The organism is Bacillota bacterium, assembly GCA_040757205.1.
Classification (GTDB): domain Bacteria; phylum Bacillota; class Desulfotomaculia; order Desulfotomaculales; family Desulforudaceae; genus Desulforudis.
On record JBFLXL010000003.1, the window covers coordinates 184,240 to 201,550 of the forward strand.

Here is a 17,311-nt window from a genome sequence, read left to right on the forward strand (position 1 = left end):
GGTTCAAAAACCATGCGTCTAGAAATCGGCCAGAAGATGTATATGGCTCGCGACGAGGACGCGGATCACTACGTGACCTCGCTCCAGGACGCGACCGAAGAGTACCTTTTAGTCGGTGTTCCTTACTACCTTGGTCATCCCCTGATCTTGATGAAGGGCGATGCGGTGCTGGTGACCTGTGTCGGCGAAGACGGTGTGTACCGTTTTTCCACTGTGTGCCGGGGGCGCCGATTGGACCGGGTGCTCCTCTATGTGCTGAGCCGCCCGGAACGGGTGGCGCGGATCCAGCGGCGGCGCCTGGTCCGCTTGCCGGTAACCCTTGAGGTCCGCGGCGGGGAAAAAACGAAACACGGCAGCGTGCAGGAATACAGTCGCTGGTACGCGTCGGACATCAGCGGGGGTGGGGTCAGCCTGATCTTTGACCAACCCCCGGCGGTGGGTGCCAGGCTGGTTCTCGAGTTCTCCCTCCCGGCTCAGGGCCGGCCCCGGCAAATCTTCACCGAAGGAAAGGTGAAACGGGTTCAGCTGCTGGAGGAAGAATACGGCCCGCCAAGGTTCCTGGTGGGGATCAAGTTTCAGGGGTTGTCCAAAGCCGATGAGGACGCGATCGTCGCCTACATTTTCCGGAAGATGGTCGAAGAGCGAGGTGCCAGAGGTGCCAGAGGTGCCAGGCACTTAACTTATTAACTTATTGCAGGCAGCCCTCCTTGATTTCGAGATTAAGATGGCTGAAGGTGCTAAGGGGGTGGTTGGAGTCTGGCACCAATTCCGGGACACCAAAAACAGCGTGTTGCGCGAGCAGCTCATTGTCGAGCACCTGTCCCTGGTCCGGCATATCGCCGGGCGCCTGGCGGTGCGGCTGCCGTCTTTCATCGCCCAGGAGGACCTGGAGGGCTGGGGGGTTTTCGGCCTGATCGAGGCCGTGGAGAAGTACGACCCGAACTATGGCACCGACTTCAGGACTTTCGCGTACCACCGGATCCGGGGGGCCATCCTGGACGAGGTGCGTCGCCAGTCCTGGCTGCCCCGCTCGCTCTGGCACCGGCTGCAGGAAATCAACGAAGCCCGCGACCGGCTGGAACGGGAAAGCGGGACGTCGGTCACGGACGCCGAAGTGGCCAGAGCCATGGGGATGACCGGACAGGAGTTCCGCCGATTGGCCAATCATTTTTATTCGGTGTCGGTAATGTCTCTGGACGATGTCCGGACGACCCGAAACGGAGAACAGGTGCCTTGGGGGAACCTCGTGGAGGATACCGGCAGTCCCGATCCGGTGGAACGCGTTCTGGAGGAGGAGGACCAGCAGGTTTTGTTGGCCGCCGTCAGCCAACTGGAGGAAAAGGACCGGCTGGTCTTGGCCCTGTATTACCAGGAGGGCTTGACCTTGAAGGAACTGGGGCGGGTGCTCGAGGTAACCGAATCCCGGGCCTGCCAACTGCACGCCCGGGCCATCGCCCGGCTGCGGGACAAGATTGCAAAAACGGCGGCCGGCAAAGGAGGGGGGGGTGGTGATTGACAACGCCTGGCTCTTTACCGTGCTCTACCTGGGCGGGGTGCTCACGGTCTTCGTGGTGACCGCCGGCGGGTTCTTTATCTGGTTGCGCCGCCGGCGCCGGTCCTTCGACGAGGAACTGGAACTCTCGGTCGCCCGTGAGACCGAGCCGGAAATCCGGCTAAAGAATTTGGAGAACCAGATCGAAAACCTAATCAGGGTCAATACCGAGATGAACCAACGGATGAAGTGGATCGAAAACCAGCTTTCGGCCCTGATCGCCCAGGGCGGCCGTCCCGGAAGGAAAGCCGCTCCGGAGGAACAGGTGTGCCAGGCTTTCGACCGGGGCAAACCGGTCGCGGATTTGGCCCGCCAGTTCGGCAGGCACAAGGGGGAAATCGAGCTGATGCTCAATCTGAGGCGCATGCGCCGGGAGAGTGAAAGCGGATGATCAGGGGCATCTACACCGCGGCGTCGGGCATGCTGGCCGGTCAGACCCGCCTGGATACGGTGGCCCACAACGTCGCCAACGTCAATACCACCGGTTTCCGGCGGCAGCAACCGGCCTTCGCGCCCTTTTTGCAGGCGGCCGTCATGCGGCATGATCAAGGGTTGCCTCTTGGCGTCACCTCTTTAGGGGCGGTGCCAAAAGCCTTGGTCACCGACCCGGCCGCGGGACCGGAAACCCAAACCGGGCGCACCATGGACCTGGCGCTGGAGGGGGAAGGATTCTTCACGGTGGAACGGGACGGCCGGTATCTGTATACGCGGGCCGGGTCGTTCAAGGTGGACGCCTCCGGCAATCTGGTCACGCCTGCGCACGACCAGGTGCTGGGTGAAAGCGGGCCGCTCAGGGTCAAAAACGGAGACTTCACGGTGAGCGCCGACGGGCGGGTATTCCTGTCCACCGGGGAAGAGCTGGACCGGCTGCGGTTGACGGCGTTGCCCGGGCGGGAGGCGCTGACCCGCACTCCGGACGGCTTTTTGGTTACGGAAGCGGCGACCGTGCCGGCCGTAAACACCCGAGTGCACCAGGGCTTCCTGGAGGGGTCCAACGTAAACCTGGCCGTGGAGATGGTGGAGCTCCTGCTGGCGTCGCGGCTCTATGCGGCCAACCAGCGCGCGGTCCGCACCCACGACACACTGGCGGAAAAGGCGGTCAGCCAGGTCGGCGCCCTCCGGTAAAGGGCACCGGGGTTTTACGGATAAAGAATGGAGGTATTGCGCACCAAGCCCAATGACTCACGCAAACGCAACAATGAAGGCCGAACAGATAAAAGAGATACACGTGGGGATCGCCGAATACGGCGTCGCCCGCAGTCCTCACCGTCTGCTCACCCTCGGGCTGGGTTCGTGCGTCGGTGTGGCGCTTTACGACCCGGTATTCCGGGTGGGGGGCCTCGCCCACGTCATGCTTCCGGACAGCACGCTGTTTCGTGACACTGGCGGCAAGCCCGCGAAATTTGCGGATCTGGCGATCAAGGTCCTGTTTCGCAACCTGCAATCGGCCGGGGGCCGGAACGGGCGGGTGGTGGCCAAGCTGGCGGGAGGGGCGCAGATGTTTTTTGGGAACAGCCGAGCGGCACAGATGGCCGTCGGGGAACGGAACATCGAGGCGGTCCGCGGGGTCCTGAAGGAATTGGGGATCGTAATCTTAGCCGAGGACGTCGGGGGGAACAAAGGACGGACGGTCATCCTGGACACGGCCGATGGGTCCCTGACTGTCAGAACCCTCGGATTGGCGGAGCAGGTGATCTAAGGTGGACTTCCAGGAATTCAAGAACCGGGTGGCCAGGGAGTTGAAGCTTGACCTGAACAGCTATAAGGACGGTCAGTTGCAGCGGCGAATCAACACCCTGATGACGCGAAAGAAGATCAACACTTACGCGGACTACTACCGGGTTATCTCCGGGGACCGGGCGCACTTCGGCGATTTCGTCGATTACCTGACGATCAACGTAACCGAGTTCTTCCGGGACAGCCGGGCTTTTCAGCAACTCGAGCAGAAAGTGCTTCCCGAACTGCTGGCCGGCAATTCACGGTTGAAGATCTGGAGCGCGGCCTGTTCCAATGGTGCCGAACCCTATTCGTTGGCGATCATCCTGGACGAGTTGACGCCGGGAAGACACCACCGGATCGAGGCCACGGACCTGGACCCGAACATTTTGCGGACGGCGGCCGAAGGCTCGTATCCGCCCGACCTTCTGCGCAATGTGCCGGCCGTCCGCCGGGAGAAGTACTTCCAGAGAGAAAACGGCCGCTACATTCTCGTCCAGGAAATCAGAAGAAGGGTTGCCTTCCGCCGGCACGACCTCCTGGCCGACCCGTTCGGGGAAGGTTTCGACCTGATCGTGTGCCGCAACGTGCAGATTTACTTCACCAAAGAGGCCCAGTGGCGGGTGAACAGCCGGTTTTGCCGGGCGTTAAAACCCGGAGGGGTGCTTTTCCTGGGAGCGAGCGAGACCATCTTCAGCCCGGCGGAACTGGGGCTGGAGCGTACGGCGATTTGCTTCTACCGCCGGACGGGGTCCGGAGGCAGAATCAAGCAAGGGGTGGAAAAGAAACAGTGAGATTTTCCCATACGGAGCTCGACATCCTCCAGGAAATCGGGAATATCGGGGTTGGGCATGCGGCTACGGCCCTGGCGTCCATTCTGCAGGCCAAGGTGAATATCAAACAGCCGCGGGTGGCGTTCCTTGAGCTGGAGGAGGCCGTCAGAATGATCGGTGGGCTGGAACAGCCGGTGACTTGCGTAAACTTGCAGGTCGACGGCGACATATCGGCCACCCTGCTCTTTATCTTTGACCAGGAAAGCGCCCGCACCCTGGTGGAGTTACTGATGGGTTATGAAAAAGGGACGTTGACGGCCCTTGACGCGATGGGCGATTCGGTCGTGATGGAAATCGGCAACATCCTGACCGGTTCGTTCACCGGCGCCATCGCCGCCATGACCGGGCTGCGGCTGGTCCCGTCCGTGCCGGTGCTGGCGCACGACATGCTGGGGGCGCTGTTTGCTGATTCGGTGGCCTCCAGCGGCTATCTGGATGACCGGGTGTTCTGCATCCAGACCAGCTTCCTGGGGGCGCTCAACAAGGACCAGGTGGACAGCCACGTGATCCTGCTCCCTGAGGTCGACTCTTTGGACCGCCTTTTCGAGGCGCTGGGGGTGACGGCCGCAGGGTGACATAGGGGGACAGTCCCCCTAGGGCCCAAGGGGACTGTCCCCCTCAGGCGGTGGACTCCTTTGATCTTGCAGGTTTCTATTCATCAAGGAGGGAAAGCAATGGCCAAGCGAATTCTGGTGGTGGACGACGCGGCTTTCATGCGCATGATGATCAAGAACATTCTGATCAAGTACGGATACGAGATCGTGGGAGAGGCCGAGAACGGTTCGGTGGCCATCCGGCTGTACAAGGAGCTGCGTCCGGACCTGGTGACCATGGACATCACCATGCCGGAGATGGACGGGATTCAAAGCACGAAGGCAATACTGGCCCAAGATCCCGGAGCGATCATCGTCGTGGTCAGCGCGATGGGCCAACAGGCCATGGTCATGGAGGCCATCCAGGCCGGAGCCAAAGACTTCATCGTGAAGCCCTTTCAACAGGAGCGCATTCTTCAGGCGATCGAAAGAGTGCTGGTGCGGAACTAAGTGTGGTCGGTGGTCGGTGGTCAGTGAGTGGCCGGTGGTTTTCACACCGACGACTGACGGCTGACGACCGACGACGAATACGGTGGTCGGTGGCTTCATACTGACGACCGACGACCGACGACCGAAATGGAACCCGCGTATTAAGAGGGGGCGATCACTTGAAGGAGATCCTGACCCAGGGGGAAATCGACGCTTTATTATCTGCGGTGGCCTCCGGCCAAGTCAAGGCGGAGGACCTCCGGGGGTTGGAGTTGCAGACCCCGTACAAGCCGTACGACTTCCGGCGGCCGAACAAGTTTTCCAAGGAACAGCTTCGCACCTTGCAGACCGTACACGAGGGGTACGCCCGCATCCTCTCGAACTTCCTGTCCGGATATCTCCGGTCCACCATTGTGGTCCGGGTGGCTTCGGTCGACCAGTTCACCTTTGACGACTTCGTGCGTTCAGTCCCCGTTCCGACCGTGCTGACCATCTTCACGCTCAAGACGTTAAAGGGAATGGCGGTGATGGAAACCAACCCGCAGTTTCTGTTTCCGATCATTGACCTCCTGTTCGGGGGTGCAGGCGCGCCGCCAAAAAAGGTCCGGGAATTGACCGATATCGAATTGTCCGTAATCCGGAAACTGAATAAAAAATTGCTGGAGAATTTCCAACTGGCCTGGCAGGATATTTACCGGGTGGAGCCAGAAATAGAATCGATTGAAACCAACCCGCGGCTGCACCAGATTATCTCGCCGAACGAAATCGTGGCGGTGATCACTCTGACCGCGGTCGTCGGCGGCACGGCAAGGGGCCTCGTCAACATCTGCCTTCCGCACATCGTGCTGGACCCGATGCTCGCGCACCTTTCCTCGTTTTACCGGTTCGCACACGGCGCGTTGCAGCCGGACGGCACCGAGGGGAAGCGGATGGAGTACTGGGTTGAACGGGCGCCGGTGGAACTGAGCGCGGTGGTCGGGGAGAGCGAGATCACGGTTGGGGATTTGCTGCAGCTGCAGGTGGGGGACGTGGTGCCTCTGGAGCGACGGGTGACTCAGGACCTGGACCTCTATGTGAGCGACCAGCTTAAATTCAAGGCGCAGGCGGGCGTTCTGGGCCGCCACCTGGCGGTACAGGTGACCTCCCTGGTGGAAGGCGGTAGCCGGGCAGATGGATAAAATTCTGGGCCAGGACGAAATCGACGCCCTGTTGAAGGCCGAAGGGGCGAAAGCCCCCGAAAAGGGGGGGCAAACCCGGGCCGACGCGGCGCATGGGCTGACCAGTGTGGAGAGAGACACCCTGGGCGAGATCGGCAACATCTGCATGGGCTCGGCCGCCACGGCGTTATCGGCGCTTTTGGGGCAAAGGGTGAACATCACCAGCCCGGTGGTCGCGGTCATGCCGCGCGAGGAACTCCTGACCCAATTCACCGTGCCCTACCTGGTGATCGAAGTCAAATTCACCGAGGGTCTCGAAGGCTCCGTTCTGCTCGTGATCGAGGTGAAAGACGCGGCGGTCGTCGCCGACCTGATGATGGGCAACGACGGCAAGACGCCGGCGCAGGAATTGGGAGAGATGGAGGTCAGTGCCGCGTCCGAGGCAATGAACCAGATGATCGGGACCTCGGCTACCGCCTTGGCGCAACTGGTCGGGCGCACCGTGGGCATCTCCCCGCCGCAGGCCCAGATAATGCAATTCACCCAAACCGCGGAGACAGTGATGGGAGAATTCGAGCCGGCCATGGTCGTGGTGTCCTTCAACATGCAGATCGGGAACCTGATTGACACCAGGCTTTTCCAGATCATGACCGTAGATACGGCTCGCAATGAGGCCGATCTGCTCCTGAGGGTGCTCAACGCTACAGCCGAACCGGCCGCTGCCACCTCACCCGCCGCGCCGCCCCTGGAACCCGCCGGCCCCCCGGCGGCCCTCTACCGGGCTCCGGCCCCGGCCCCGCTCCCGGCCCCGCTCCCGGCCCCGGAACCGGCCCCGACTCCGGCTTCGGAACCGGCCCTGGTTCCGCCACCAATCCCGGAACCTCCGGAAGCACCGAGGCCCATGCGGGAGGTTGCCGGCGGCCTATCGGATCTCGCTCCTGGAAAACTGGACCTGATCCTCGAGTTGCCGCTGAACGTGACCGTGATCCTGGGCCGGTCCAGAAGGCCCATCAAAGAAGTGCTCGGCCTTACCCCGGGGTCCATCATGGAGTTGTCCAGCCTGGCCGACGAACCGGTCGAAATCCTGGTGAACGGGGCGCTTGTGGCTTGGGGCGAAGTGGTGGTCGTGAACGACAACTTCGGGGTACGGATCACCTCCATTATCAGTCCGCGCGACCGGATTCAGAACCTCCGAAACAACTCTGGGCACACCCAAAGGTAGCAATTGCCGCCGGGAATCCAAGCCTGGCTTTGTTTTTGTCGCCCTTTAGGCTAGACGCGGCCGGAACGAAGGATCTGGTAGAGAAGCCAGGCCCCTAGCACCAAGCCCGAGAAAAAGGTGACGTCGGCGGCCGGGACGGAGCCGGCGAACTGGTAATCTATGTAGGCGAAGAGGGCGGAACTCAAGAAAAGTACGGTAACCAGCGCGGCCAGCACCAACCGGTTGGTAATGGCCGAGAGCCGGCCTGCAAGCCGGTCCACGCTGGGGCTGTCCTGCTTGATCCGGAGTTCGCCCCGGGCCAGCTGCTCCAGAACGTCGTGCAACTGGAACGGCACGCGGGAAGCGATCTGGGCGTACTCGGGGAGACGCTCGCCCCAGAGCCGTTGCAGGCGCTTCACACTATAGCGCTCGGCCAGCAGGCGCCGGCCCAGGGGCCGGGCGATGTCGACCACGCTGATTTCCGGATCCAACTGCCGGACCAGGCCGTCGGCCGTGATGATCGACTTGATCAGCATGGTCAGCTCGTTGGGCAGGCGGACCCGGTGCCGGTAGGCCAACACCAGAAAGTCCCGCATGGATTCCGACACGTTGATCTGGTTCACCGGAACATCGTAGTATTTTTGCTGCAGCTGCTCGATGTCGCGGCGCAAGAGATTTATGTCCACGGAGTCGGGCACGGCGCCCGAGCGCAGCACGCTCCGCATCACCATGTCCGCGTTCTTCCGGATCATCCCCAGCATGATCTGCCCCAGGCGGTCCCGGTTCTCGAGACCCAGGCGGCCGATGATCCCGAAGTCGATCAGCGCCAGCCGCTCCCCCGGCAGGACCGAGATGTTTCCCGGGTGGGGGTCGGCGTGGAAGATGCCGTCCACCAGCATCTGCTTCAAGAGCACGTCCGCCAGCACCCGCGCCAGCCGCTTGCGGTCCATTCCCGCCGCTTCCAGCGCCTCCAGGTTGGAAAGCTTGATGCCCCCCACGTACTCCAGGGTCAGCACCCGCTCGGCGGTGTGGCTCCACTGGACCCGGGGCACGAACACCCGCGGGTCGCCCTCCAGGTTGCGGCGGATGGTGTCCGCGTGCCGGGCCTCGGCCCGGAAGTCGGTCTCCTCGGCGATCGCCTCCCGGAACTCCTCGGCCATGTTGGTGAAGTTGTACATCCGGCCCCACGGGGTGTGCCGGTCGGCCAGGCGGGCGAAATCGAGCATGATCAGCAGGTCCAGGTGGATCTGTTCCTTCACTCCCGGGCGCTGCACCTTGACGACCACGTCGGTGCCGTCGTGCATGGCGGCCCGGTGCACCTGGGCGACTGAGGCGGCCGCCAGGGGCTCGGGATCGAAGCGGGCGTAGAGGACCTCCAGGGGCTGTCCCAGTTCGCGCTCCACGACGCGCCGGACCTCGGCGGCCGGAATCGGGGGCACGGCGTCCTGCAGTCGCTCCAACTGTTCGATGTACTCCGGGGAAAGGAGGTCGGCCCGGGTGGACAGGAGCTGGCCCAGCTTGATGAAAGTGGCGCCCAATTCCTCCAGCACCAGGCGCAGTCGCTCGGGGGTGGAGCGCTTGAGGACCTCGCGGGGGCGGCGGCCGCCGGCGCGGCGCGGCAGGGCGATGACGTCGGCCAGCCCCAACTGGTGGAGCAGATAATCAAACCCGTGCCTGGTCAGGATCCGGGCGATCTCCCGGTAACGCTTCACCATCCGGAAGCGCCGGCGCAGTCCGATGAACAAAGGCGATCCCCCCGCACCGTTAGCCTACCCTGAAAATCCCCTCTCCTCACTCAGCTGGTGCGACACCAGCCGGTCGGCGAACCCGCACCGTTAGCCTACCCTGAAAATCCCCTCTCCCTCTGGGAGAGGGTCAGGGTGAGGGGTATTTTCATCCTTCCGATACTATACAAGCAAAACCTTGTTCAGCAAAATGCTTATCGAAAGCAAAGACCTTATTGATACCCAATTGACGCATAGTATTGAACGAAGAGCAATCAACAAGGCTCAGATCTTTGCGGTTGGCCGTCAGCAAGGCGCTGACAGCCTGGCGATGCGCATCGCTATTCAGCCATTCGACGGTCAATATCGGGTATACGCTTTCGGTAAAGGCTCTTACCGCTGCCATGCCCAATCTGTGCTGCACCAAAGCATGAGTTTCTATCAGCACATAATTGTTGCATACTAACACTTCTCGTGATTCCATCAAAGACAGCCACACCGTTTTTGCCCGGCCGTGGTGCGAGTCGTCGGCGTCCAAGACAGCCAGAAAGGCTGAGGTATCGATGTAGACGCTCATTGGTCATAAGTCTCGGACAGGTATTCATCGTGATTTTGCGCTATGTCTCCCCTTCCGGAGCGAAACCGCCCGGCAACAGAAGCAGCGCGCTGCCTCCGGTTTGATGCTTCCGGAATCAGCGCCGATTCTTGGGCGAGATCGATATATTTTCTGATAAGCTCAGCCATGGAAACACCTTCGGCGGCGGCCCTGGCTTTCAGGAAAGCGGCCTGCTGTTCGGTCAGTTGAATCTGTGTGCGCAACATTGGCATCCTCTCCATACATCATGATAACAACAATGATAACAGATGAGACGCACATTTTCAATCGGGTTACGCGTACGGCATCAGGCGAAAAAGGGGGACTGTCCCCCTTTTTCCGGGGGCGCTGGACCGCTGAACATTGTGGCGCGCTGCAGGAGTCGCACCTGCTTTGTCGAAAGATAAGGGCGTAAAAAGGTTGGAAGGCGTCCAGACCCCTTGTCCGAGCTTTTAAGTTGACCAACAGTCAACCAGCAAAGGAGCGTTCAATCCAGTATGACCAGAGCAGGCACCCGCACCACGACCGTTCCCGCCGCCGCCGCCGCCCGGACCGCCCAGCCGTTTTCCTTCACCTTCGCCTTCTGGGGCCTGATGTCCATCCTCTTTGTCAGCCCTTACCTGCGGGGCCTTTTCTTTCCGGATGAGCAGCACTGGGCCCTGATCACGGCCGCGGTGCTGTTCTTTTTCGTCTGGGTCGGAAAAGTGGCCACCCACGAGAACCGGATGTTCGAACACCCGCTGGACTACCTCATGCCGGCCCTGCCGGCGCTCTACCTCTTCAGCGCCTTCTTCGCGGTGAACACCGGCGCGGCGGTGAATGAAATCGCCAGGGCGCTCCTGTACTTCCTGGCCTTCTGGATTGCCGCCCGGGTGATCACCTCGGCCGACGACCTGCACCGGGTGTTCCACGTCCTCTACCTGAGCGCCGCCGGCGTCGCCCTGGCCGGACTGGCCACCGCCACCGGCATCATCGAAATCCCGGACGGCTTCCTGGGAGGGCGCATCTACTCCACCTTCCAGTACCCGAACGCCCTGGCCAACTACCTCATGGCCGTGCTCTTCCTGGGGTTCTACCTGTGGCAGCGCCGGGTGGTGGAATCCGGTTCGGCGGGCCTGCCCGCGCAGGCGGGCAAAAAGCCGGCCGCCGGCGAGGGGCTCCCGGCCTGGATGCGCTTCGACCCCTACCCCTATTACTACGCTCTGGGCAACTTCCTGCTCCTGGCCGTATTCTTCGGCACGAAATCCCAGGGCGGCTTCCTCGTCTTCGGCCTGCTGTTGCCGCTATTCGTGTTCGGGCTGCCTGCCGACCGCCGCTTCCCGGTGGTGGCCCACCTGCTGCTGACGGCGGCGCCGGCCCTTCTGGCTGTCAACCGTTTTCTGGCCGCCGTGGCGGACGGGCGGCTTGAGTTCGCCTGGCTCTGGGTGCTCCTGGGCCTGGTTCTGACCGCCGCCGGCCAGCTCGGCTACAGCCGGCTGCGCCGGTCGTTCCTGCAGTCCCGGATTGAAACCCACGGTTCCCGCGCGGTCCTGGGCGGGTTCGGCCTGGTTTTAGCCGGTGCCGGGATTGTGATCCTGACCAACTGGACCAAAGTTCAGGCGTTGCTCAAGTGGGAAAACTTCGAGCACCGGCTGCACTATATTTTCACCGCCTGGGAAATGGTGCTGGCCAGGCCCCTCACCGGCTGGGGGGGCGGCGGCTGGGCGGAAGCCTACCAGGCTTTTTTGCCCTACCACTATGTCACGCGGCAGGTCCACGGCCACTACCTGCAGGTGGGCGTGGAGACCGGCATTCCGGGGATGCTCCTGTTTGCGGCTGTATGGGGGGTTTTTCTCTGGACGGCCTACCGTCTGTACCAGAAGAACGCCAAAGACCCCGGGCGCCGCACCCTGGTTTGGACGGTGGCGCTGGCCTGCCTGGCCGTCGGCATTCACTCGGCGCTCGACTTTAACTTCTCGCTCGGCGCGCTGGCCCTGGTGGTCTGGGTCCTGTTCGGGGCGCTGGCGGGCCTGGAGCGGGAAGCCGGAGACCGCTCACGAACGGTGGCGGAGGCGGCGCGCCGGAAGAAGCGCCGGCTGTCGTCTTACGCGCCGCCGAACTACAGCCTGCTGACCGCCGCCGGCATCGCCGCCGGGCTGCTGGTCTGCGGCGTGCTGGCCCTGTCCGTGGCCGCGGCCAAGGTCTCTCAGGGGGTACAGCTCTTGCAGCAGGGGGACGGCGAGGCCGGCCTGGCCGCCGTACAGCAGGCCGCCGCCTACAACCCCTTCAACGCCGAATACAACTACCTGCTGGCCCAGGTCCACCTGTCTCGCGGCGACCATGGCTCCGCCCTGGCCGAAATCGAGCGGGCCGTCGCCAAGAGCCGCTACAACCCGGCCTACCGCGAATTCCGGGCGCAGATCCTGAGCATGCGCGGCGATTACGAAGCCGCGACGGCCGGCGCCGAAGAGGCCCTAACCAAAGCCCCGCTGGCGATAAGCAGCTACGAGGCCCTGGTGCGCACCTATTTCACGGCCGGTTACGGGGAGATTCAAGGAGACGGCCCGGAAGCGGCCCGGAAGTACTTCCAGGCCGCGGTGGCCGTGCCGGCACGGATGGACGCGGTCATGGCCGCGCTCTCCGACACCTACAAACGCCTCTGGTCCGGACCCCCGCTGGGAGTGAGGGGGGGCGCCATGCAGTTCCCGCTCGGTGCCGCCCACTACTTCTTGGGCGAGTTCGAGGCGGCCGCCGCCGCCCTCGAGGCGGCCGCCGCCACCGAAGACGAAAAGGCCCGGGGCGAGACCCTGGTCTGGCTGGCGGCGGTCGCCGCCGCGCGGGGCGACACCGAACGAGAGGCCGCCTTGCTGGCCGAAGCCGGGGAACTAATCCCCGAGGCGTCGCAAATGTACGCCGCACTCCGGGAACTGCCGGTATTGAAGGCCGAATAACAAAATATAGGGGCGTTGAGGGCGTTGACGGTGAAGTTGCGTGTCGGGTATACTGGAATCGAAAAAGCTGGAAAGAATAACCTCACTCTATGCCCGGACGCTATGCCCGGACGCTATGCCCGGACGCTATGCCCGGACGAGGACTCTTGCGCGCGGGTGCAGCAGGAGGCCGTCAGCCAGGAGATGAAAGCATGCCCAGGAAAATCTCGGAGGAGGAGCCGTTCGAAGGCCGCCACTTGTGCGCAAGTCAAGCGCAGCAGTCAGAGACGGTTTTGCATTCAGCTTCTCCGAGGGAGAAGCTGAATGCTATGGTCGATAATCTACCTTCGAGTGAAGTGACCGTGGCCGCGATTCGAGACATTGTTGGACCGGACGGCTTACTGGTGCTCACGGCATTTCTGGCGCTTATCTTCATTGTTCCGGTTTCGATTCCCGGCGTCAGTACCGTTTTTGGCGCCGCCATCCTGTTCATTGGCATCAGTTGTCTTCTCGGACGCAACCTGTGGCTGCCAAAGTCCATCGCCCAGCGCAAGCTGCCGGCCGACAAGCTCCGGGCGGCGCTCGATCGGGGTACAAAATGGCTGGATTTAACGGAGCGTGTGAGTCGGCCCCGGCGACTGCATTGGTTGGTTTCCGCGCGATTGGCGCGCACAGTGAACTACTGCGCTTTGATTGCAGGAGCTGTCTTGCTCATGGTCCCTTTCGGGATGATTCCCTTCAGCAATACACTGCCCGCCCTTGCTTTGCTGTTTCTGTCCATCGGGCTGTTGCGGAGCGACGGCCTCTCGGTTCTGTGCGGGCATCTCCTAAACCTGGCCACGGCCGTCTACTTTGCCGTGCTCATCCTTGGCGGCAGCGTAGCCGTCCGTGAAGCGTTCCGGCACCTGTTCAGCGGCGCGATCTGACTGAAATAAGGTGGACTGAAGAGTCAGCCTACCTGCCGATCCAGACGATTTCTGCGCCAAGTCTCCCGGCTGCCGCCCGGATCTCGGGGTCGCCGGTGACCACCGGTGCCTCGAGTTCCAGAGAAAGCCCCAAAACAAAAGCATCGGCATACGAAAGCCCGCCCCCCGCTTTGATACGGGCTGCGTCCTTTACCCTCAGCCACGAGGCCTCGGCCGTGATGAGCGATTCCTCCTGCATAACGCCGCGCACCACCTCTTCCGCCACCGGTTCGCCCTGCCTTCGGAAGAGAATGTAGTAAACCTCTCCCAGGCTGATCGCACTCAGGTACAGCTCCGCTGCTTCACCGGCGATAATATCGGCCACCACCTGCGCCCCCGGTTCGTCCTCCACCAGCGCGAGCACGGCGTAGCTGTCAAAAACGAACCTCCGGGGCCTCAACGCCGCTCCCGCTCCCTGTCCGCGGCGCGCTCCTCAAGCAACAGGTCCGTCAGCCTCTCTCCGCCCGCGCCCTTCAGCCTGCCCCTGAGGGCCAGGAAGGGGTGCCGTGGCAGAGGACGCAGCACGATGGCGCCATCGGCCTCCTCTACGGCCAACCTGTCGCCCTTCTTCAAACCGTACCGCCTGCGTAAGGAAACCGGGATGGAGATTTGCCCTTTTTCGGAAATAGTGACCTTCTGCACTGAACCTTACCTCCCGCTTGAAGTTTACCATATAAAGAGTATACTACAGCGGGTTGCAGTAGTAAAGAACCCTTGGAGTAAAAACCACCGGGCGAAACCACCGAACGAAACCACCGGGCGATTCCGCAGGCAAACCTCACATCCGACTGATATTTACAGATACCCGCTCCCTGGGCGCGCCGGGAAAACCTAATCGCCATGGACAAGGGCTTTTAGGCCTTGGGCCGTTCCGGGCGATGGTGTATTCTGTGGGTAGAGGCGGGGCGGCGGGCCGGTAGGCGGCGCTCATACGCAAATAACGGTCAGGCCGCCGCTCGTTGGCAGGGTGGGGAGGTGATTTTTATGGCGGTAAACGCGACTCCGGTAGCCGGCGTGCTCATCGCCCGGTTTGCCGTGGGCCTGGACGCCCAGGGAAACCCGGTGTTCCGCAACCGGCGCTGGTCAGGCGTCAAGCCTGAGGCTGCGGATCAAAACGTGTACGACGCGGCGCTGGCTCTGGCCGGCCTGCAAGTGCACCCGTTGAACGCGGTGCAGCGCCAGGTGACCAGCGAACTGGTCGAGGCCTAAAGCCCCGGGGTGCCCGGACAGAAGGGGGACACAGAAAGGGGACAGTCCCCTTTGGCCCTTAGGGGCACAGTCCCCCAAAGGCACCCCGGTTTCTAAGAAGGAGGTGATTTTGGAAATGGATGTGGAGCGGACTCTGGAACTGCGCTTCGCCAACGAGGCCGGCCGGACGGTCACCGTCCGCGTGGCCGAACCCCGCGCGAACCTGACGGCGGCGGAGATCGAAGCGGCCATGAACGCCATCGTCGAGGCCGGCGTGTTCATCTCGTCCGGCGGCGGGCTGGTCGGACGGGTGGGCGCGCGGCTGGTGGCGCGCGAGGTCACCGAGTACGGAGTGGGAGCCTAGTCTAGGACTTACGGGGGCCGGGGAGGGTTTCTCCTCCCCGCGCCCGCTCTTTTTACGTTAAGGAGGTGAAGCGCCGTGGACGAACTGCTCCTGACCTTCGGGAACTATGGCTTTCCCATGGCGGTGGCCGCCTACCTGCTGGTGCGCCTGGAACCGGTGATCCGGGAACTGCAGAAGTCGGTCGCCCTGCTGGCCGTGGTGGTGGCCCGTCAGGGCGGGGTGGACCTGGACGCAGCCCGGCGCATTGTAGAGGGCGGTGGGGGCGAATGAAGCGGAGGCACCCCAGGCACCCGGCAGTCGGTCAAGTCGGCACCGCAAGAGGCGGTGGGTGCGGATGAAGTGGACGCACCTTGTCATTCACCACACGGGGGCCGAGGAAAAGGACGCCCGGCAGGTCCGGGAATACCACCGGCGGCTCGGATGGAGGGACGTGGGCTACCACTGGCTGATCGAGCGCGACGGCCGCGTGGTCCCCGGCCGGCCGCCGTCCATGCGGGGGGCGCACTGCCTGGCCGGGGGGATGAACCACAAGGCCCTGGGGGTGGCCGTGATCGGGAACCTGGAGGTGCGGGCGCCGCACCCGGCGCAGACCGCCGCCCTGAAGGAACTGGCGGCGCGGCTGATGGCCGAGTACCGCATCCCCGCGGCGCAGGTGCTGGGACACCGGGAGGTGCCGGGGGCGGCCACCGCTTGCCCGGGCCGGTACCTGGACTTGGCCGCCATGCGCCATGCGCTCGCCCGGCCCGAAACGCTGTACCTGGTCCAGGTGGGCGCCTTCCGGGAACGGGACCGGGCCGAGCAACTGGCGTTGGAACTGCGGGAACAGGGGTTTAACACCTGGATCGCGGTGCGGTAAAACGGGAAAGGTGGGTGTTCTCGCGCCGGTGATATCCGGTGATATAATGATACCGGGGCACGCCAGGCAAACGGCCCAAGGCAAAGGAGTCGCGCACGACGATTCTTCGTCGCCACCGGGGATAAAAATATCATCCAAGATTCTATTTTCGGAGGAGGGAGCGAGCGGGGTGTTCGGTGACGGCGGGCGGTTTGCATGTGGCGGGCGGTATACCAGTATTGACGACTTCCGGGGGTTGGCGGTCTTTCTGATGTTCACCGCCAACTTCGTGGTGCTCTTCGCCGCGGACCCGCCGCTTTTAGTAAACCACGCCCGGCCGGACGGTTTTTTGCCCCTGGACCTGGTGGCGCCGCTCTTTGGTTTCGCCATCGGCCTTTGCCTGCCGCTGACGCTGGCCCGGGCGCGCACCCGCGCCGCCGCGGGCGGCGGCGGCCGACGCGCCCTGCAGCGGGTGGTCCGGCGGGCGGCGGTCCTGTTTGTCATCGGCTATGTGCCCAACTTCTGGTTCGGGTACACGGCGGAGGCCTCCCTCTGGGAGAACGCCGCGCGAACCTGGGGCATCCTGGAGACCTGGGCCCTGGCCTACGTGCTGGCCTTCATCCTCTGTCACCTGCGCCTGGACCTGCGTTTGGCGGCGGCCCTGGCGCCGGCGTTCTTCTACCAGGCGTTTTTGCTGCCGCTGCCCGCCGTGGCCGACACCGCCCGGTCGCTGGCGGAGGGCGGGCCGTTGGCCGTTTTGTCCTGGTCCGTGATCATTGTTGCGGGCACGGTGTGCGGTGAGCTTCTGTACCGGGCGCCGCGGCCGGTCTTCATTCTGCGGGGGCTGGGCATGGGGCTCGTCCTGACGGCCCTGGGGCTTGTTTCTCACTGGTTCCTGGCGCCGCTGGACCGGATCCTGGTAAGCGCCTCCTACACCGTGTTCGGGGCCGGGATTGCGGCCCTGGTGTTTGTCTGGTTTGAGTCCCGGCGTCCGGCCTGGGGGGTGTTCTTCCGCCGGGCGGGACAGTACCCTTTGACAGCCTGGGTGCTGCAGGCGCTGGCATACGGTCCGGTGCTTTTCACCGTGGGCTTCGGGCACTTCGCCTGGCCGCTGGCGGGCGTGATGGCCCTGGCGGGCGCGGCGGGTCTTTTGGTGCTGACCCCGGTTGCCCAGCGGGCGGGGCTGCGCCTGAAGGTGTGAGGCGGCGGCCTTCGCCATTATTTAATGAAAAGACTGGGGGCTTTAAAGC

The 17,311-nt window shown here is 63.2% G+C and carries 22 protein-coding genes; 17 read left to right on the top strand and 5 right to left on the bottom strand.

All coding sequences use genetic code 11. The features are described from left to right. The first annotated feature begins 12 nt into the window (after window positions 1-12). The 10 genes from AB1402_03835 to fliY all read left to right on the top strand — a co-directional run bounded on the left by AB1402_03835 (window position 13) and on the right by fliY (window position 7,502). Window positions 13-687 carry a flagellar brake domain-containing protein gene (locus AB1402_03835; protein ID MEW6540734.1) on the top strand — a complete coding sequence of 225 codons (675 nt, stop codon included), beginning with the start codon at window positions 13-15 and terminating at the stop codon, window positions 685-687. Window positions 688-745: 58 nt separating this feature from the next. Next, window positions 746-1,516 (top strand): FliA/WhiG family RNA polymerase sigma factor, encoded by a 771-nt coding sequence (locus AB1402_03840; GenBank protein ID MEW6540735.1) that lies wholly within the window; start codon window positions 746-748, stop codon window positions 1,514-1,516. After that, a complete protein-coding gene (locus AB1402_03845) occupies window positions 1,509-1,943 on the top strand; it encodes a hypothetical protein (protein MEW6540736.1) in 435 nt (144 codons plus the stop codon). Before AB1402_03840 ends, AB1402_03845 begins: the two co-directional genes overlap by 8 nt. Next, the gene (locus tag AB1402_03850) at window positions 1,940-2,677 is read left to right on the top strand and encodes a flagellar hook-basal body protein (protein ID MEW6540737.1); all 738 of its coding nucleotides are present in this window, start codon (window positions 1,940-1,942) and stop codon (window positions 2,675-2,677) included. Before AB1402_03845 ends, AB1402_03850 begins: the two co-directional genes overlap by 4 nt. A gap of 73 nt (window positions 2,678-2,750) precedes the next feature. Further along, complete coding sequence (locus tag AB1402_03855; GenBank protein MEW6540738.1) at window positions 2,751-3,251, top strand: chemotaxis protein CheD; 501 nt, start codon at window positions 2,751-2,753, stop codon at window positions 3,249-3,251. A gap of 1 nt (window position 3,252) precedes the next feature. Then, window positions 3,253-4,062, top strand: a complete 810-nt coding sequence (locus AB1402_03860; protein ID MEW6540739.1) for a protein-glutamate O-methyltransferase CheR — start codon at window positions 3,253-3,255, stop codon at window positions 4,060-4,062. Continuing rightward, window positions 4,059-4,676, top strand: coding sequence for a chemotaxis protein CheC (locus AB1402_03865; protein MEW6540740.1), 618 nt, complete (start codon window positions 4,059-4,061; stop codon window positions 4,674-4,676). The genes AB1402_03860 and AB1402_03865 overlap by 4 nt, the downstream gene beginning before the upstream one ends. A 99-nt stretch (window positions 4,677-4,775) precedes the next feature. Beyond that, the gene (locus AB1402_03870) at window positions 4,776-5,144 is read left to right on the top strand and encodes a response regulator (GenBank protein MEW6540741.1); all 369 of its coding nucleotides are present in this window, start codon (window positions 4,776-4,778) and stop codon (window positions 5,142-5,144) included. Between the two features lie 158 nt (window positions 5,145-5,302). Then, window positions 5,303-6,301 carry a flagellar motor switch protein FliM gene (gene fliM / locus AB1402_03875; protein ID MEW6540742.1) on the top strand — a complete coding sequence of 333 codons (999 nt, stop codon included), beginning with the start codon at window positions 5,303-5,305 and terminating at the stop codon, window positions 6,299-6,301. After that, on the top strand, window positions 6,294-7,502 hold the full coding sequence (fliY, locus tag AB1402_03880) for a flagellar motor switch phosphatase FliY (GenBank protein MEW6540743.1): 1,209 nt from the start codon (window positions 6,294-6,296) through the stop codon (window positions 7,500-7,502). The genes fliM and fliY overlap by 8 nt, the downstream gene beginning before the upstream one ends. Window positions 7,503-7,552: 50 nt before the next feature. Here fliY and AB1402_03885 read toward each other — a convergent pair whose 3' ends face one another. From AB1402_03885 to AB1402_03895, 3 genes are all read right to left on the bottom strand, one after another. After that, the gene (locus AB1402_03885) at window positions 7,553-9,226 is read right to left on the bottom strand and encodes an AarF/UbiB family protein (GenBank protein MEW6540744.1); all 1,674 of its coding nucleotides are present in this window, start codon (window positions 9,224-9,226) and stop codon (window positions 7,553-7,555) included. A gap of 148 nt (window positions 9,227-9,374) precedes the next feature. Continuing rightward, a complete protein-coding gene (locus AB1402_03890; GenBank protein ID MEW6540745.1) occupies window positions 9,375-9,782 on the bottom strand; it encodes a PIN domain-containing protein in 408 nt (135 codons plus the stop codon). Then, window positions 9,779-10,027 carry a ribbon-helix-helix protein, CopG family gene (locus AB1402_03895; GenBank protein MEW6540746.1) on the bottom strand — a complete coding sequence of 83 codons (249 nt, stop codon included), beginning with the start codon at window positions 10,025-10,027 and terminating at the stop codon, window positions 9,779-9,781. The genes AB1402_03890 and AB1402_03895 overlap by 4 nt, the downstream gene beginning before the upstream one ends. Before the next feature lie 270 nt (window positions 10,028-10,297). On the opposite strand from AB1402_03895, the gene AB1402_03900 reads away from it, so the two are divergent. Both AB1402_03900 and AB1402_03905 read left to right on the top strand, forming a co-directional pair. Continuing rightward, a complete protein-coding gene (locus AB1402_03900) occupies window positions 10,298-12,730 on the top strand; it encodes a tetratricopeptide repeat protein (GenBank protein ID MEW6540747.1) in 2,433 nt (810 codons plus the stop codon). Between the two features lie 191 nt (window positions 12,731-12,921). Then, window positions 12,922-13,635, top strand: coding sequence for an exopolysaccharide biosynthesis protein (locus AB1402_03905; GenBank protein ID MEW6540748.1), 714 nt, complete (start codon window positions 12,922-12,924; stop codon window positions 13,633-13,635). A 28-nt stretch (window positions 13,636-13,663) separates the two neighbouring features. On the opposite strand, the gene AB1402_03910 is transcribed toward AB1402_03905, so the two are convergent. Both AB1402_03910 and AB1402_03915 read right to left on the bottom strand, forming a co-directional pair. Then, entirely contained in the window at window positions 13,664-14,074 is a 411-nt protein-coding gene (locus AB1402_03910; GenBank protein MEW6540749.1) for a type II toxin-antitoxin system VapC family toxin, read from the bottom strand. After that, the gene (locus AB1402_03915) at window positions 14,071-14,316 is read right to left on the bottom strand and encodes an AbrB/MazE/SpoVT family DNA-binding domain-containing protein (GenBank protein MEW6540750.1); all 246 of its coding nucleotides are present in this window, start codon (window positions 14,314-14,316) and stop codon (window positions 14,071-14,073) included. The genes AB1402_03910 and AB1402_03915 overlap by 4 nt, the downstream gene beginning before the upstream one ends. Window positions 14,317-14,658: 342 nt before the next feature. Between AB1402_03915 and AB1402_03920 the strand changes: the two genes are divergently transcribed. The 5 genes from AB1402_03920 (at window position 14,659) to AB1402_03940 (ending at window position 17,262) form a co-directional block, all read left to right on the top strand. Then, the gene (locus AB1402_03920) at window positions 14,659-14,883 is read left to right on the top strand and encodes a DUF1659 domain-containing protein (GenBank protein MEW6540751.1); all 225 of its coding nucleotides are present in this window, start codon (window positions 14,659-14,661) and stop codon (window positions 14,881-14,883) included. Between the two features lie 115 nt (window positions 14,884-14,998). Beyond that, window positions 14,999-15,226 carry a DUF2922 domain-containing protein gene (locus tag AB1402_03925; GenBank protein MEW6540752.1) on the top strand — a complete coding sequence of 76 codons (228 nt, stop codon included), beginning with the start codon at window positions 14,999-15,001 and terminating at the stop codon, window positions 15,224-15,226. Between the two features lie 75 nt (window positions 15,227-15,301). Then, window positions 15,302-15,496: a YvrJ family protein gene (locus AB1402_03930; protein ID MEW6540753.1), complete on the top strand. Its 195-nt coding sequence runs from the start codon at window positions 15,302-15,304 to the stop codon at window positions 15,494-15,496. A gap of 64 nt (window positions 15,497-15,560) precedes the next feature. Continuing rightward, the gene (locus tag AB1402_03935) at window positions 15,561-16,082 is read left to right on the top strand and encodes an N-acetylmuramoyl-L-alanine amidase (protein ID MEW6540754.1); all 522 of its coding nucleotides are present in this window, start codon (window positions 15,561-15,563) and stop codon (window positions 16,080-16,082) included. Between the two features lie 169 nt (window positions 16,083-16,251). Next, window positions 16,252-17,262 (top strand): heparan-alpha-glucosaminide N-acetyltransferase domain-containing protein, encoded by a 1,011-nt coding sequence (locus tag AB1402_03940; protein MEW6540755.1) that lies wholly within the window; start codon window positions 16,252-16,254, stop codon window positions 17,260-17,262. Window positions 17,263-17,311 lie beyond the last annotated feature (49 nt).

Coding starts and splice junctions, on each gene's coding strand:
- AB1402_03835 (MEW6540734.1), top strand. CDS start 13: ATGCGTCTAGAAATCGGCCAGAAGATGTATATGGCTCGCGACGAGGAC.
- AB1402_03850 (MEW6540737.1), top strand. CDS start 1,940: ATGATCAGGGGCATCTACACCGCGGCGTCGGGCATGCTGGCCGGTCAG.
- AB1402_03855 (MEW6540738.1), top strand. CDS start 2,751: ATGAAGGCCGAACAGATAAAAGAGATACACGTGGGGATCGCCGAATAC.
- AB1402_03870 (MEW6540741.1), top strand. CDS start 4,776: ATGGCCAAGCGAATTCTGGTGGTGGACGACGCGGCTTTCATGCGCATG.
- fliY (MEW6540743.1), top strand. CDS start 6,294: ATGGATAAAATTCTGGGCCAGGACGAAATCGACGCCCTGTTGAAGGCC.
- AB1402_03890 (MEW6540745.1), bottom strand. CDS start 9,782: ATGAGCGTCTACATCGATACCTCAGCCTTTCTGGCTGTCTTGGACGCC.
- AB1402_03895 (MEW6540746.1), bottom strand. CDS start 10,027: ATGTTGCGCACACAGATTCAACTGACCGAACAGCAGGCCGCTTTCCTG.
- AB1402_03900 (MEW6540747.1), top strand. CDS start 10,298: ATGACCAGAGCAGGCACCCGCACCACGACCGTTCCCGCCGCCGCCGCC.
- AB1402_03905 (MEW6540748.1), top strand. CDS start 12,922: ATGCCCAGGAAAATCTCGGAGGAGGAGCCGTTCGAAGGCCGCCACTTG.
- AB1402_03920 (MEW6540751.1), top strand. CDS start 14,659: ATGGCGGTAAACGCGACTCCGGTAGCCGGCGTGCTCATCGCCCGGTTT.
- AB1402_03925 (MEW6540752.1), top strand. CDS start 14,999: ATGGATGTGGAGCGGACTCTGGAACTGCGCTTCGCCAACGAGGCCGGC.
- AB1402_03935 (MEW6540754.1), top strand. CDS start 15,561: ATGAAGTGGACGCACCTTGTCATTCACCACACGGGGGCCGAGGAAAAG.